16 protein-coding genes, 1 tRNA gene and 3 pseudogenes are annotated in these 14,527 nt (G+C 56.0%); 16 read left to right on the plus strand and 4 right to left on the minus strand.

Going from position 1 to position 14,527, the window contains the following annotated elements; all coding sequences use genetic code 11:
* Positions 1 to 87: 87 nt before the first annotated feature.
* Positions 88 to 864, plus strand: a complete 777-nt coding sequence (gene aqpZ / locus RSAL33209_RS04190) for an aquaporin Z (protein WP_012244410.1) — start codon at positions 88 to 90, stop codon at positions 862 to 864.
* A 46-nt stretch (positions 865 to 910) separates the two neighbouring features.
* Here aqpZ and RSAL33209_RS04195 read toward each other — a convergent pair whose 3' ends face one another.
* From RSAL33209_RS04195 to RSAL33209_RS04205, 3 genes are read right to left on the minus strand one after another with little or no spacing between them, the layout of a single operon-like run.
* The gene (locus RSAL33209_RS04195; RefSeq protein ID WP_012244411.1) at positions 911 to 1,159 is read right to left on the minus strand and encodes a PspC domain-containing protein; all 249 of its coding nucleotides are present in this window, start codon (positions 1,157 to 1,159) and stop codon (positions 911 to 913) included.
* Between the two features lie 9 nt (positions 1,160 to 1,168).
* Positions 1,169 to 1,465, minus strand: coding sequence for a DUF3995 domain-containing protein (locus tag RSAL33209_RS15940; RefSeq protein ID WP_012244412.1), 297 nt, complete (start codon positions 1,463 to 1,465; stop codon positions 1,169 to 1,171).
* 13 nt (positions 1,466 to 1,478) lie between these two features.
* Entirely contained in the window at positions 1,479 to 2,810 is a 1,332-nt protein-coding gene (locus RSAL33209_RS04205; RefSeq protein WP_158539289.1) for a PspC domain-containing protein, read from the minus strand.
* Positions 2,811 to 2,935: 125 nt separating this feature from the next.
* Here RSAL33209_RS04205 and RSAL33209_RS04210 point away from each other — a divergent pair, with 125 nt between their 5' ends.
* From RSAL33209_RS04210 to RSAL33209_RS04230, 6 genes and pseudogenes are all read left to right on the plus strand, one after another.
* Positions 2,936 to 3,931, plus strand: a complete 996-nt coding sequence (locus RSAL33209_RS04210) for an ATP-binding protein (protein WP_325050100.1) — start codon at positions 2,936 to 2,938, stop codon at positions 3,929 to 3,931.
* Between the two features lie 25 nt (positions 3,932 to 3,956).
* A pseudogene (locus RSAL33209_RS19530) lies at positions 3,957 to 4,145 on the plus strand (histidine kinase); the annotation flags it as partial.
* A complete protein-coding gene (locus RSAL33209_RS04215) occupies positions 4,142 to 4,771 on the plus strand; it encodes a LuxR C-terminal-related transcriptional regulator (RefSeq protein ID WP_012244415.1) in 630 nt (209 codons plus the stop codon). The pseudogene RSAL33209_RS19530 and the gene RSAL33209_RS04215, both read left to right, overlap by 4 nt.
* A 388-nt stretch (positions 4,772 to 5,159) precedes the next feature.
* Positions 5,160 to 5,470: pseudogene (locus tag RSAL33209_RS17425) on the plus strand (transposase); the annotation flags it as partial.
* A 272-nt stretch (positions 5,471 to 5,742) separates the two neighbouring features.
* Entirely contained in the window at positions 5,743 to 6,816 is a 1,074-nt protein-coding gene (locus RSAL33209_RS15945; RefSeq protein ID WP_012243778.1) for an IS3 family transposase, read from the plus strand.
* A gap of 30 nt (positions 6,817 to 6,846) precedes the next feature.
* A pseudogene (locus tag RSAL33209_RS04230) lies at positions 6,847 to 7,772 on the plus strand (IS3 family transposase); the annotation flags it as partial.
* A 116-nt stretch (positions 7,773 to 7,888) separates the two neighbouring features.
* On the opposite strand, the gene RSAL33209_RS04235 reads toward RSAL33209_RS04230, so the two are convergent.
* Positions 7,889 to 9,073: a pyridoxal phosphate-dependent aminotransferase gene (locus RSAL33209_RS04235; protein WP_012244418.1), complete on the minus strand. Its 1,185-nt coding sequence runs from the start codon at positions 9,071 to 9,073 to the stop codon at positions 7,889 to 7,891.
* Positions 9,074 to 9,251: 178 nt separating this feature from the next.
* Here RSAL33209_RS04235 and RSAL33209_RS04240 point away from each other — a divergent pair.
* From RSAL33209_RS04240 to RSAL33209_RS17430, 9 genes are all read left to right on the plus strand, one after another.
* Positions 9,252 to 9,324 (plus strand) — tRNA-Trp (locus RSAL33209_RS04240).
* Positions 9,325 to 9,375: 51 nt separating this feature from the next.
* Positions 9,376 to 9,672 (plus strand): preprotein translocase subunit SecE, encoded by a 297-nt coding sequence (gene secE, locus RSAL33209_RS04245; RefSeq protein ID WP_012244419.1) that lies wholly within the window; start codon positions 9,376 to 9,378, stop codon positions 9,670 to 9,672.
* A gap of 74 nt (positions 9,673 to 9,746) precedes the next feature.
* Positions 9,747 to 10,541, plus strand: coding sequence for a transcription termination/antitermination protein NusG (gene nusG, locus RSAL33209_RS04250; protein ID WP_012244420.1), 795 nt, complete (start codon positions 9,747 to 9,749; stop codon positions 10,539 to 10,541).
* A gap of 140 nt (positions 10,542 to 10,681) precedes the next feature.
* Entirely contained in the window at positions 10,682 to 11,113 is a 432-nt protein-coding gene (gene rplK, locus RSAL33209_RS04255; RefSeq protein WP_041684431.1) for a 50S ribosomal protein L11, read from the plus strand.
* Positions 11,114 to 11,216: 103 nt separating this feature from the next.
* Positions 11,217 to 11,924, plus strand: coding sequence for a 50S ribosomal protein L1 (rplA, locus tag RSAL33209_RS04260; protein ID WP_012244422.1), 708 nt, complete (start codon positions 11,217 to 11,219; stop codon positions 11,922 to 11,924).
* 81 nt (positions 11,925 to 12,005) lie between these two features.
* Positions 12,006 to 12,545: a GNAT family N-acetyltransferase gene (locus RSAL33209_RS04265; RefSeq protein WP_041684433.1), complete on the plus strand. Its 540-nt coding sequence runs from the start codon at positions 12,006 to 12,008 to the stop codon at positions 12,543 to 12,545.
* Positions 12,542 to 13,075 (plus strand): GNAT family N-acetyltransferase, encoded by a 534-nt coding sequence (locus RSAL33209_RS04270; protein WP_012244424.1) that lies wholly within the window; start codon positions 12,542 to 12,544, stop codon positions 13,073 to 13,075. Before RSAL33209_RS04265 ends, RSAL33209_RS04270 begins: the two co-directional genes overlap by 4 nt.
* A gap of 68 nt (positions 13,076 to 13,143) precedes the next feature.
* On the plus strand, positions 13,144 to 13,986 hold the full coding sequence (locus tag RSAL33209_RS04275) for a GNAT family N-acetyltransferase (RefSeq protein WP_012244425.1): 843 nt from the start codon (positions 13,144 to 13,146) through the stop codon (positions 13,984 to 13,986).
* A 75-nt stretch (positions 13,987 to 14,061) separates the two neighbouring features.
* Complete coding sequence (locus RSAL33209_RS17430; RefSeq protein WP_012244426.1) at positions 14,062 to 14,229, plus strand: hypothetical protein; 168 nt, start codon at positions 14,062 to 14,064, stop codon at positions 14,227 to 14,229.
* The last annotated feature ends 298 nt before the right edge of the window (positions 14,230 to 14,527 follow it).

A 14,527-nucleotide genomic window follows, 5' to 3' on the forward strand; every position in this document is an offset into this window, starting at 1 on the left:
TTTCCGATCTAATTGCCTGGAATCGCTAGAACTTTCGGCTATCTTCGAAAGTGGGGGATTTACAATCCCTAGCAGAAGGAAACTTCAATGGCTAAGCATGAAGAAGCTGAAATTGCGGTGACAAGCCCCGGGCCCACCGTTCTCAGTACCTTGAGCGCACGATGGGGAGCCGAAATTTTCGGCACCTTTCTCCTGGTCTTTGGCGGTGCTGGTACCGCAATATTCGCCGCAAAATTTGGCGGTGATGGAAATCCGCTTGGCGTTGGATTTCTAGGTGTGGCGTTGGCTTTCGGGCTGACTGTTTTGGCGGGAGCCTATGCGGTGGGGCCGATTTCTGGTGGTCACTTCAACCCTGCCGTGACCCTGGGCCTGGCCGCATCCGGTCGCTTCCCCTGGAAAGAGGTGCTGGGCTACATTGTTGCCCAGCTAGTTGGCGGTGTGATTGCCTCGGCTCTTTTGGCCGCGATTCTGGCCGGATCGAAAGAGGGCTTGCAATCGTCTTCCTTCGCTGGAGCTTCAAACGGATTCGCTGAAGGCTCGCCCAACGGGTTCTCGATGCTTTCGGTGATCCTGATCGAGGTCATTTTGACGGCGGTCTTTGTCTACGTCATCCTGGGCGTCACCAGCGCCCGTGCCGCAACCGGGTTTGCGCCATTGGCAATCGGACTGACGTTGACGCTCATCCACTTGATCAGTATTCCGGTGGATAACACCTCGGTGAATCCGGCTCGTTCCCTAGCAACTGCAATTTTCGGCGGCAGCGTGCCACTGTCTCAGCTTTGGGTATTCATCGTGGCACCTATTGTTGGTGCTTTGTTGGCGGGATTCACTTTCAAAGCGTTCTTTGAATCGGTCAAAAAGTAGTCCAACTAAATACAACGATTCGCTCGCGGACGGCGCGCCTGGATTTTCAGGCGCGCCGTTTGTTGAGCAACTGCTCCGTCACGATTGTCTGGTTCTGATCCGGTACCAGGAGCCACAGCGCGGCATACAGCACGAATGCGGGGCCAGGCAGTAAGCAAAGCAGCAGGAAGCCAATGCGCATCCAGGCAACATCAATTTTGGTCAAAGCCGCGACTCCGCCAAGGACGCCGCCAATCCAACGTTGCGGACCTCGACGTAATGGCTGATTTCGCAGCGCTTTGTAGATTGAATTCATCGATTCAGCCTACTCATTCCGGTCGTTGAGAAGCGCATCGTCAACGGCCGTATCGTTCTCGACTGCATCGGTGGGAACTTTTCGGCGCCGTTTTGAGAGCGCGCTGAATGCGCCGCCCAACAACAGCAGCAGACCAGCCACCAGCAGGGTGACAATGGCAACAAGCCTGGGGTCGAGTTCGACGGCGGTGTAGCGGGCCACCACGATCAGCGCGGCTAAGGCGATAAGCAGCAGGCCCCAGCCCAAGGTGCCAATCCGCACTGGGCGTACTTCTGGAGCTTTTATTGCGTTCGTCTCAGTAGTCATCGGTAGCGACCTTTCAGTTCGACCCGTTAGAGCTGATTCGCACATCGCCAACCGAGCCCTGCAACTGCAAGGTCAAGGCCGGGCCATTTGCGTTCGGATTCAGCACCAAATCACGCTGTGAATTACTTGCTTTCTGTCCGTTGATCCAGGTGTTAGGCAGCCACATCTGATTTTTGACCACCACCCGAATGTTGTCCGGAACTTTGATATTCGCCGACCCGGCATTGACCACAACTGGTACCGATAGGTCATTACCGATCGAGTTAAGCCCTTGCAAGTTGATGTTTCCCGTTGCGGCTGCAACGCTATAGCCGCTGCCGGTATCTGCTATTGATTGCGTGGTCCAATCGGCTGTGCGGGCAAAGACCCAATTGCTATTGCTGGGGATCACTGCGAAGAAGGCAGATACCAGGAGCGCAACTAGGGCAAAGAAACCTAATGCTCCAGAGCTGCGTCCACGCAGGGCAGCAACGACAATACCAACCCCACACACTGCGGCTGCCGAAGCCCAAGCGATTGGTGCTACAGGGCCGTTCAAAAAGCCCATAAGCTCCGCAAGAAGAACACCTCCTGCAACCAAGGCAGCAAGGCCTAAGGTTGCGCCAACTGTTGCAGCGCCCGGTCCGTAGCTACGGCGAACAGGCCTTGGCTGAAAGGTTGGCATCGTGAAGTTGCTTGGCTGGGCTGGCGTGGCCGGAGTGAATCCCTGATACGCCTGCGTCGGTGCTGAGAATCGTTGTTCAGCGGCCGGTCGATACGGAGTCGGGTACGGCGTGGTCATTTGCGCGGCTTCAGTTCCGCTATCGGCTTGGGCGTTGCCAGTCGGGGGAGTGGGCTGATGCGAGCGGCTCGATTTATTTGAATTCACCGCCCAGATGATCAGCCCGGCAATGCCCGCCAACCAGAGCAGCGGCCAGGGGAACCAGCCACCGGTGCCGAAGCTGAAGAACAGCAGGCCTCGCCACGCGGGAACGATCGCTAAACCTACGAAGATCGCTGCGCCAGTCATTCCAGCGCTCCAACGCCCCTTAGCAACTTCTTGGACGTGAATCCGACCGTCTGGCTCCGGAAGTAGCGCCCAAGTAACTCCGTAAGCAAACAGGCCAATTCCGAAGAAGATAATTGAAACTACCACAATGCCACGCACAATAACAGGATCAATGCCGAGCCGGTGCGCAATGCCACTGGCAACACCGCCAAGCCAACGATCTTGCCCGCGAACAATTTTCAGCGTGCGAATCCAGTCAAAGAAGTTTTTTGCCTGAGTGGCGTACTGCGAAGGTTGGGGAGTTTGTTGCTGATTTGGTGTGGCGGGCCCGCTAGGACCGCCGATGTTTTCACTCATAATCCAATCTTGGGCGTTCCAAAGCGCGCAAACCATCGGTGATCCCCCTGATTGAACCCTGAATCGACCCCGGAAGACCTAAGGTTGGCGACCAGGCATACTTGAATCGAGATATGGAAGCACGGATGTATCGCAGCAAAGCTCGCGTTCTCGCGGGCGTATGCGCGGGTTTGGCGCAACATCTTGGCTGGAGAGTTGCCGTGCTGCGCTGGGTATTCGTGTTGAGCACCTTGTTTTTCGGATTCGGTGCTTTGCTTTACGCCTGGTTGTGGATCATGGTGCCGGACGAATCAGGATCACCGACAAACCAACCAGTGCCTGACCTAGCCGCGACCGCAAAGAAACTTGCGGCGAATCCGGCGTTGTTATGGCGCCGTCGGGGTGTAAAAGAAGTTCTTATCGGCGCTGGCTTGCTCATCCTTGCAGGGCTGTTGGTTGCGCAGATTGTCGGTATCGATCTACAACTCGGAATTTTCGTGCCCTTGATCGTGATCGCTGCTGGCGCGGTTCTAGTTTGGTTGCAATTGGATGCATCGCGGCGGGCGCTGCTTTTGGACCGGGCGCAAGCTAATACCGCGCTCGGTGCTTTACGGCTGGCCGCTGGACTGTTGCTGGTAGTACTCGGGGTCATTGTGCTGGTCCTGGGTGGCGGCTGGGATCGAGTGCTTCCCGCGGTGGGAGCGGCATTTGCCGTGCTTGCCGGCGTCGGCTTAGTGATGGCACCTTGGGCAATTAGGGTCTGGCGCGACCTCCAGGATGAGCGAGCCGCCCGAGTCCGCGAAACCGAGCGAGCAGAGATCGCCGCACACCTGCACGATTCGGTGCTTCAGACCCTTGCTTTAATCCAGCGCCGAGCTGGCTCAGAACAGGATGTGTTGACGCTGGCGCGGGCACAAGAACGAGAACTGCGGGAGTGGATTTATCAGGACGCTAGCCGGCATCCGGGAGACTTAGTCGCTAGATTACGCGCAATTGCGGCCGAGCTCGAGGATGCGCACGCCGTGAGCATTGAACTTATCGCCGTTGGTGATGCCGCAATGGACAACAGGGTGGACGCCCTAGTGCAAGCGAGCAGAGAGGCGATGCTCAACGCCGTGCGCCACGGTCTCGGTCTACGTTGAAGCTGATGCGGAAACGGTCGAAGTTTTCGTCCGAGATCGAGGAAATGGCTTCGATCTAACGAATGTTCCTGAGGACCGATTAGGGGTCAAAGAATCCATCGTGGGCAGAATGAGTCGGCACAATGGCAAAGCGCGAATCAGCTCGTCCAGCTCCGGCACCGAAGTCCAACTGAGCTTGCCCTTGAAAGACGCCAACCACCAGGAGGAATCATGATCAACGTTGTGGTGGTAGATGACCACGCAATTTTCCGGTCCGGATTACGCGCAGATCTTGATCAAGATGTCTCTGTTTTGGCTGAGGCCGCGACCGTAGATGAGGCTGTGGCCCTGATTTCAACGCATCATCCCGAAGTGGTTTTGCTCGATGTGCATCTGCCGGGAGGCAATGGTGGCGGTGGGCGTGAAGTGATTGAACGCTGCGGCAACCCGGAGGTGAGATTTTTAGCGCTGAGTGTCTCTGATGCGGCCGAAGATGTTGTTTCGGTGATTCGGGCCGGTGCGCGCGGATACGTCACGAAAGCTGCTTCGGGAGCCGAGATTTCTGCCGCGGTGCGGACAGCGGCTAGCGGGGACGCTGTATTCTCGCCAAGGCTGGCCGGTTTCGTCTTAGACGCCTTCGGTGGTGCGGTGCCGGTAGATGATGAGTTAGACCGGCTCTCTGCGCGCGAACGTGAGGTAATGCGGCTTATCGCCAGAGGGTACAGCTACAAAGAGACGGCTAAAGAGCTCTTCATCTCTGTGAAGACCGTCGAAACCCATGTTTCAGCGGTGCTTCGAAAGCTGCAGCTCTCATCACGGCACGAACTAACTCGCTGGGCGGCGAACCGTAGGTTGCTCTAGCGTCTCAGAACACACCACGACTCAGAACACGCCACAACAGATTGTGGTGCTGGAGTGATCATTGTGGCTGTTGCGCAACCCAAATCGACTGAAATTGGCTCAATCTGTTGTGGAATGTTCTGCGGAGTTATCCACAGCTGGTGGCTAGCCCTTATTTACGCTGAGTTTTCTGGGTAAAACAATCTTATGGACCCGTGCAAAGTACTGGAAAAATTTGGTGGATCGGCTCGGTGGTCCCAACTGCGGACGGCGGGAGTGGCACGGAAAGCCTTGGTTGCAGCCGTTCTGTCAAAACAGATCCTTCGGCCGGCTCGAGGTGCCTCCGGCAGTGCCCTGTGTGAATCGCCCCGGTGTGTCCGGAGACTTTCTTGTTTGAGAGGATCAGGACATGGCAGGGAAAACTACGACACGGTATCCGCAGGAGTTGAAGGATCGTGCGGTGCGCATGGTGGCGGAGATGGAGGGTGCGTCTTCGGAGTGGGCGGCGATGCAAAAAGTTGCCCAGCTTTTGGGTGTGGGTGTGCCGGAAACGGTGCGTAAATGGGTCCGGCAAGCCGAGATCGATGTTGGTACTAGAACTGGAACAACGAGCACGGAATCGGCCGAGCTGAAACGGTTACGGCGTGAGAACGCTGAGCTGAAACGGGCGAACGCGATCCTTCGGAGTGCTTCAGCTTTTTTCGCGGTCGAACTCGACCGCCACAACACTGATCGTGAAATACATCAAGGTGAACCGTTACCGGTTTTATGCCGCTTCCTTTTGAGTTTGGAAGGAAGCATTGATGGTTATGAATCGGAAGTTTTCGCGGGAGGTTCGGGACAGGTCGGTGCGGCTGGTTTTGGATCATCTCCAGGAGTATCCATCGTTGATGGCTGCTTGTGCTGCTGTGGGCGGCAAAGTCGGGGTTGGGAAGGAATCCCTACGTCGTTGGGTGAGGCAGGCCTAAATTGATGCCGGGACCAGGGTAGGGATGTCCACGACGGAATCGGAGCAGGTACGTGCGCTCAAACGTGAGAATCGTGAGCTGCGTGAGTCGTTAGAGATTGTGAAGGCTGCGTCGGTTTTCTTCGCGGGGGAACTCGACCCCCGCGAAGCATTGATCAGGGGATTCATCGATGAACAACGCTTCCTTGGCTGGGCAGTCGAGGTGATCTGCAAGGTCCTGCGTGGCCAGGGCTTAACGGTCACTGCCCGGACCTACCGTAGTTGGAAGGTCTCCACCGCTTCGGTCCGGGACATGGCAGAGGCTTCGGTTATGGATGCGTTGCTAGGAACGGTAGGGACACCGGAGGGAATGTACGGGAGGAGGAAAATGACGGCTTGGCTGCGTCGGAAAGGATTCGAGGTCTCTTACCGGCAGGTGAACCGGCTCATGAGCTTGTTGAGTTTGAAAGGCCGGGTACGGGGCAAAGGTGTGCGCACCACGGTGCCGGACCGAAACCATGACCGTGCCCCGGATTTATTGGATCGGTGCTTCACCGCAGCTGGCCCAAATCAGCGCTGGGTTGCGGACTTCACCTATGTGCGCACCTGGGCAGGTTTCGTCTATGTCGCGTTCATCATTGATTGTTTCTCCAAGTACATCGTGGGCTGGAACATCTCCACGATCAAGGACACCGCCCTGGTGAGCACAGCACTCAGGATGGGCTTATGGCAGCGGACACGCACCAGGCATCCGGTCGCAGAAGGGCTGATCCATCATTCCGCCGCCGGGTCCCAGTACACTTCCTTGCATTTCGGGGAAACCCTGACTCTGGAGGGCATCGCAGCATCAATCGGCTCTGTCGGGGACGCCTACGATAACGCCTTGGCCGAGTCCACCATCGGCCTGTTCAAGACTGAAGCCGTCCGAGAAGATTCTCCCTTCCGCAACGGGCCGTTGAAAACCATCGATGAGGTTGAATGGGCCAGCTTGGCCTGGATCGATTGGTACAACAACGACCGCCTACACACCAGCATCGGAGACATCCCACCGACAGAACACGAAGTAGTGTATTACGCTAAAGAAACCATCCCGGCCCAACCGGTGCAGGGACTCGCATAAAAGCGGCAAGAAACCGGTAACGGTTCACAGGACCATGCCGGTCACCGCGAGAATAATGGATTGCGGTGGGGTGTCGAGTCGATCTGCCAGGTGCTTACTGGGACGGGGTGAAGACCACCCCGTCCACGTACTACGAATGGGTGGATAAAACACGATCTCACCGAGAACAACGTGATGAGGTGCTCAAGCCCGTGATCCAGAAGGTGTATGCCGCTAATTACGGGGTGCACGGCACCAGGAAAGTCTGGTTGGCGATGAACCGTGAAGGTGTGCCGGTGGCCAGGTGCACGGTAGAACGGCTCATGGGGTTACTTGGCATACAGGGTGCGGTCCGTGGCAAGGTCAAACGCACCACGATCAAAGACTCGAAGGCAGCCCGAGCGAAGGACTTGGTCCGCCGTGATTTCACACCAACGGCACCGGATCGGCTATGGGTAGCTGATTTCACCTATGTTTCGACCTGGTCCGGGTGGGTCTATGTTGCCTTCGTGATCGATGCCTACTCTCGGAGGATCCTGGGCTGGTCAGCGAGTGCTTCTATGAACACCGTGCTAGTGCTCAACGCAGTTAATCAGGCAATCTGGAGTCGTGAACGGGCCGGGGCTGAGATTTCCGGGGTGATTCATCATCACGATGCCGGGGCTCAATACGCCTCCTTGGCCTTCACCGAACGCCTGGCCCAGGCCGGTATCCGCCCCTCGATCGGTTCTGTGGGTGATAGTTACGACAACGCCTTGGCGGAAACCATCAACGGGCTTTATAAGACCGAGCTGATCAAACCCGGCAAGCCCTGGCGGACTCTAGAAGAAGTCGAAATCGGCACCGCTGAATGGGCCGATTGGTACAACCACCGAAGGCTCTACCAGTACTGCGGAGACATCCCACCAGTAGAGCTAGAAAACCACTACTACAATCACTACCAGAGCACGGCAGCCGCCGACAGGCTCATCGTCTGAGAAACCCTCAGGACACACCGGGGCGATTCAGATAGTGGTACCAGAGTGACAGAACTTGCTGCTGGGGCAAATTCTGACCGCTCAAGCTGGCTATCAGTTGTGGAGTGTTCGGAAAGCTAGGCCAAGAACTCTTGCAATCTACGTACACCCTCAGCCAGATCGTCGTCGCCCAGCGCGTACGACAAGCGCAGGTAGCCGCTAGGCCCAAAAGCTTCACCAGGCACTACCGCAACCTCGGTTTTCTCCAGAATGAGGTTGGCAAGCTCGGCTGAGCTGGCAACGTTCATTCGCTCCAACAACCCACGCACATCGGCATAAACGTAAAAGGCCCCGTACGGAGTAGGGCACTCAAGCCCTTGAATTTGGTTTAGTCCGGCGACAATCGCTTTGCGACGGCGGTCGAAGGCCACGCCCATATTACGCACCGCGTCCAGCGGGCCAGATACCGCGGCTAACGCAGCCCGCTGCGATAGATTGGCGACGTTCGACGTGGCGTGCGACTGCAAGTTGGTCGCAGCTTTGATGACGTCCAACGGCCCTACCATCCAGCCAACGCGCCAGCCGGTCATGGCATAGGTCTTTGCTACGCCGTTAACCAAGATCACCTTGTCGCCAAGCTCAGGCGCGGCTGCAGCGATTGAAGTGAAGGGTACGCCGTCGTAGGTCAGGTGTTGATAAATCTCATCACTGACTACCCACAGTCCCTTTGACGCAGCCCATTGGCCAATCGCTCGTGTCTGTTCTGGCGAGTAGACCGCTCCGGTTGGGTTGGAGGGCGAGACGAAAAGCAACACCTTGGTCTTTGGCGTCAGCGCAGCCTCAAGTTGTTCGATCGTGACCAAATAGCCTTGATCCGCGCCAGCGAAAACTTCTACCGGGACGCCATCGGCCAACCGGATAGCTTCTGGGTAGGTGGTCCAGAATGGGCCTGGAGCCAGAACCTCGTCTCCTGGATCAAGTAGCGTTGCAAAGGCTTCATAAACAGCTTGTTTACCGCCGTTGGTCACCAGAACCTGGGACGGTTCGACGGCGTAACCGGAGTCCCGTAGCGTCTGGGCGGCAATTGCTTCGCGCAGTTCAGGCAAGCCGGCCGCGGGCGAATAGCGATGATTCTTCGGATCTCGAGCAGCTTGGATGGCAGCTTCCACAATGTAATCAGGCGTGGGGAAGTCTGGTTCACCAGCACCGAAACTAATTACTGGTCGCCCTGCCGCTTTGAGTGCTTTGGCTTTGCCATCGACGGCGAGAGTTGCTGATTCGGCAATTGATCCGATGCGCTGCGAGACACGGCTGGAAGTCATGACGGTACCTGGAGTCCTTCGTTTCGGCGGGTGATACAGCCAACTTTAGGCGCTATTGATCCCGAGTTCGACGTCGACGCTCAGATTGCGTAGACTTATACCTCGGTGTTGAAATTACCATGATGGTTTGCGCCCTCATGGCTCTCACGAATGTGGGTTGAAATCAACGCACCAACCTAGGGTAGTGGCGCAATTGGTAGCGCAGCGGTCTCCAAAACCGCAGGTTGCAGGTTCGAGTCCTGTCTACCCTGCGCAATATGCACAACCCGTAGAATCCGAACTTCAAATCGAGTGAGGCACAGTTGACTGAAACAGCTGCCAGCAGCTCCCAAGGCCGTCCTGCTAAGAAATCTGGCAAGACTGGCGAGGGTGCCAAGTCCGGCAAGCCAGGGTTCTTCGGGTGCATCGCGCTCTTTGTCCGGCAAGTGATCGGCGAGTTGCGCAAAGTGGTCACCCCGACCCGTAAAGAACTAATCAACTACACAATCGTGGTCCTGGTATTCGTGATCATCATGATGGCGATCATTTGGGTTCTCGATTTTGCGTTCGGTTTTGGCGCAGGTTGGTTATTCGGCGGCGCCGGTCCGGTTGAAAAATAACTTCCTTTTGCGGATGTCCCGAAACTCGGGGCTAGAAACCTTGGGTAGTAAGCACTAAGAAAGCAGGAAGCACCTTGTCTGAGCAGGAGCTCGATATGACTGAACAGAGCGAAGAGCCCAGCGCCGAGCAGAATGCTGCCCAGGTTGAGGACGTCGATTCTGCTGAAGTCGACCAGGCTGACGTTGATTCAACCGAAGCTGACGAAGAGTCAGAGGCGGAAGAAGCCGAAGACGCCGAGGAATCTGAAGCGGCTGAAGCCGTCGATCCGGTCGAAGAATTTAAATCCAAACTTCGCCGCCAAGAGGGTGACTGGTACGTCATTCACTCTTACGCTGGCTATGAAAACCGGGTAAAAGCAAACCTGGAAACCCGTGCGCAGTCATTGAATATGGAAGAGCACATCTTCGAAATTCAGGTCCCGATGGAAGAAGTCGTCGAGATCAAGAACGCGCAACGCAAGGTAGTTAACCGCGTACGCATTCCCGGCTACGTGCTAGTCCGGATGGAGCTGACGGATGCTTCGTGGGGTGTTGTTCGCCACACTCCCGGTGTCACCGGTTTCGTCGGCAACGCGCACAACCCCGTTCCCTTGCGTCTAGACGAAGTTTTCTCGATGCTAGCGCCGGTCTTTGAAGACGAGCAGGCAGCAGAATCCGGTAAGGGATCTGCTACCAAAGCTGCGCAGGCACCGATCGCGGTGGACTTCGAAATTGGCGAATCTGTCATTGTTAAGGAAGGTCCGTTCGAGACGCTTCCAGCGACGATTTCCGAGATCAAACCCGAGTCGCAAACGCTGGTTGTTTTGGTTTCCCTGTTCGAGCGCGAGACTCCGGTTACGCTTTCGTTCAGCCAAGTCACCAAGATCTAGTAGACTTAATAGATTCGAAAAGACTTAGTCGTCACTCGCCATGCTTTAGGCGGGGGACGACGTCGGTCGTCTTGCCATGACGACCCCCCCCTCAGATGCGCTCCGGCAGCTGAGGACAGCAATTGAGAGAAGGACCTGAAGTGGCTCCCAAAAAGAAAGTCACCGGCCTCATCAAGTTGCAGATCCAGGCAGGCGCCGCTAACCCGGCACCGCCTATCGGTCCTGCACTTGGTCAGCACGGTGTTAACATCATGGAATTCTGCAAGGCGTACAACGCTGCGACCGAATCCCAGCGTGGAAACGTCATCCCGGTGGAAATCACGGTCTATGAAGACCGTTCATTCACCTTCATCACCAAGACCCCGCCGGCTGCCGAGCTCATCAAAAAGGCTGCAGGCGTTGCCAAGGGTTCAGCTACCCCGCACACCGTCAAGGTTGCCAAGCTGACCAAGGCAAAGGTAAATGAAATCGCAACTCAGAAGCTCGTTGATCTGAACGCGAACGACGTCGAGGCTGCGGCCAAGATCATCGCTGGTACCGCCCGCTCGATGGGTATCACCGTAGAGGGCTAATCCCTCCACGGACTAAAAACATATTGAAGCCACCTGTATCGGTGGCTGTGGCAGGGCCCAGCGCGGTCCGACAGACCACAACTGCACAAGGAGAAAGAGCAGCATGGCAAAGCGCAGCAAAGCATATGAGGCAGCAGTAGCCAAGATCGAAGAGGGCAAGTTCTACGCCCCCGCCGATGCGGTTACGCTGGCCCAAGACACTAACCCGTCCAAGTTCGACGCTACCATTGAGGTCGCGTTCCGCTTGGGTGTTGACCCCCGTAAGGCCGACCAGATGGTCCGCGGCACCGTTATCTTGCCGCACGGCACCGGTAAGACCGCCCGCGTCCTGGTTTTCGCAACCGGTGACCGCGCAGAAGCAGCTATTGCTGCAGGCGCTGACTTCGTCGGTTCTGACGATCTGATCGAAAAGATCGCCGGTGGCTGGACCGACTTCGACGCCGCAGTTGCGACGCCGGACTTGATGGGTAAAGTTGGCCGCTTGGGTAAGGTTCTTGGCCCGCGTAACTTGATGCCGAACCCGAAGACTGGCACCGTGACCGTTGATGTTGCTAAGGCTGTCAACGAGATCAAGGGTGGCAAGATCGACTTCCGCGTTGACAAGCACTCAAACCTGCACTTCATCATTGGCAAGGTGTCCTTCGGCGCCCAGCAGCTCGTAGAGAACTACGCCGCTGCTCTTGACGAAGTTCTTCGTTTGAAGCCGTCCACTTCGAAGGGACGTTACTTGCAGAAGGCAACCGTGACCACCACCTTCGGCCCCGGCATCTCCGTGGACCCGAACGTGACCAAGGTTCTTGCAGACGCATAAGCTACAAAATTTATTCACGAAGGGCCGGGAAGTGGAAGCTTCCCGGCCCTTCGTCATTCCGAATTGGATACACTCGATTTCATGCCTGACTCTCTTGAAGTCTTTCGTGCCGCGAGTACGGCAGACCTGGCCGCCGTCGTCGAACTTGCTGCTTTAACCTTCCCCTATTCGGCGCCAGCTGGTTCCGATCCAGCCAACATCAATTTTCATATTGCGAACTTCTTAAATGCGGAAAGATTCGCTGAGTACATCGCGCAAGAATCTGCACATTTGTCGCTGGCCGAAATAGATGGAGCATTGCGCGGCTACAGCTTGCTCCTAGTGCAGCAACCGCAAGATCCCGATGTGCGCAAAGCAGTATTGGCTAACCCAACGGCCGAATTGAGCAAATGCTACGTGCATCCAGAAGAGCACGGTTCAGGCCTGGCGGCGCGGCTTATGGTGCGAAACCTGGAGATCGCCAAGGCTGAAGGTGCGGCTACGGTTTGGCTGGGCGTCAGTAGCGTCAATGAGCGGGCCAAGCGTTTTTATCAAAAACAGGGCTTTAGATCAGTTGGGAAGAAATATTTCATGTTTGGCGGCGAACAAGAACGCGATGATGTCCTAGAGGTGGTCTTGTGACCGGAGCCGTGGAGATACGTCTGAGGACAGATCAAGACTTAGCGCCGATTTTGACCGTACTGGCCGTGTGTGCCGGCGACTCAGGCTACTTTGCGGACGACGACGGTCAATTGGTACCGCACGCGTTGGAATCTCTCGATGATCCGAGGTTCACCGGATCCTGGGTTGCTAGCATCGACGGCGAAGTTATTGGCCAAATTTCGATCATGCCGCTCGCGCTGAACGAAGACCCGGAATATCTGCCCTTTTGGTTGGCGGCAACTGCCCAGCCAATTGAGCGGCACGCGCTGATCAAAAGACTTTGCGTGCATCCGAAAGCACAAGGTCGTGGCGCCGCTAGTTTGCTGATGGAGACTGCGATGACGGAGCTAGCAGCCTCTGGTTTAATCGGCGTGCTAGACACTGCCTCGATCGCCCAGTCTGCAATGGCCCTCTACCGAAAACTTGGTTGGCGCGAAGTCGGCAGAACTAAACCAACTTGGACAGACGAACCATTCGATGCCGTGTTATTTGTACAGCCGGGCCATTAGAAAAAATTCGTGGGATCTGTAGCGAAATGGCTATGTTGCCAGAATCGTCCGGCTAGTAGGCTCGTTACATGACTTTCGAATTGATTATTACGCCGTTGCAGTTGCCGGACGCTCTTGATTCGGCAGATGCTACTGACTTTCACGAGGCGAGCGCGGCGATCGATGAGGTCAAATTGGAAATTTGGGGAAATCGCGACCGAATTTCTACGCCGGAGGCGCGTTTAACCAATTGGCGGGACAATGAATATTCCCAGAATCAAATGTTCCTAGGTCGCCTGGATGGCAAACTTGCTGGCTATGCCTCTGTGCATTTCTCTTTGAAAGATAACCTCAATACCGCTTATCTCTACGCTGCGGTATTGCCCGAGCACCGCCATCGGGGTTTCGGTAGGCAATTGTTAGCCAAAGCCGAACAATTTGCGGCCGAAAATGGTCGAACCGTAGTGCAGTCCAACACTGAGCATCCGTCTGGGTTCCCGTTTGAAGGGGCTTTGGTGCCCAAGCCAGGTAGCGGAGCCTTACCTGCGGATTCGGCAGGTGTGCTTTTCGCGCAAAAATATGGTTTCGAGTTGGAAATGGTTGAGCGGTTCAGCGAGCTGTCCGTGCCAGTTTCAGCTGAGAGACTGGCTGAGTTCCGTATCGCATCTCAGGCCAAGGCCGGGTCCGACTATCAGATTGTGTATTGGCATGACCGAGTGCCGGAAGAAATTGCGGAAGAACTCGCTAAAGCGTTGACTCAGATGACCATCGACATGCCCAGCGCTGGGCTGGAGTTTGAGGTAGAGCGTTGGGACGTTGCCCGGCTCCGCAAATCGGAGAAAGATAGTTTGGCTTCGGGCCAGCAATCCTTTGGCCTTGCCGCAATGCATGCACCTACCGGTGAGGTGGCGGCGTATACCTATATTCACTAAGATGCCAAGAATCCGGAAATCCTCTCGCAGGAGGACACCTTCGTTTTTGGCAACCATCGGGGAAAGCGCCTTGGCATGTTGGTCAAAGCCGCGATGCTGGAATACCTGGCTGAGGAACTGCCGCAAACTCGTAAGGTAATTACCTGGAATGCTGCTGAGAACGACTACATGTTGGCGATCAACATAGACCTGGGTTTCACACCCGCTGGTTACGACGGCGCGTGGCAGAAGGTGCTGCGTTGACCTTTGCTCTGGTTACCGAGGCGAAACGAAGAACTACTACTGCGGGGCGAACGATAGTTGGGAAGCAGGTTTGCGGGCAGCTCGGAAACGTTGGCAGGAGCTGGGGCTGATACACGCTGACAATGCTAAAGGAAAACGAGCCAATGCTCCGAATCAACCACGCAATGGGTTTCACAAAAGATAAGACCGTGCTTTGTCTAGATCTGAGGCTCTGAGACCGATCTTTCGCTGCCAGATAGGGTGATTTGGTGCACTTCGCGATGATGCCGTAAGCTTGAGCTACCAAAGACCGCCGGTT

Origin of the sequence: Renibacterium salmoninarum ATCC 33209 (genome assembly GCF_000018885.1) — a bacterium.
Taxonomy (GTDB): domain Bacteria; phylum Actinomycetota; class Actinomycetes; order Actinomycetales; family Micrococcaceae; genus Renibacterium; species Renibacterium salmoninarum.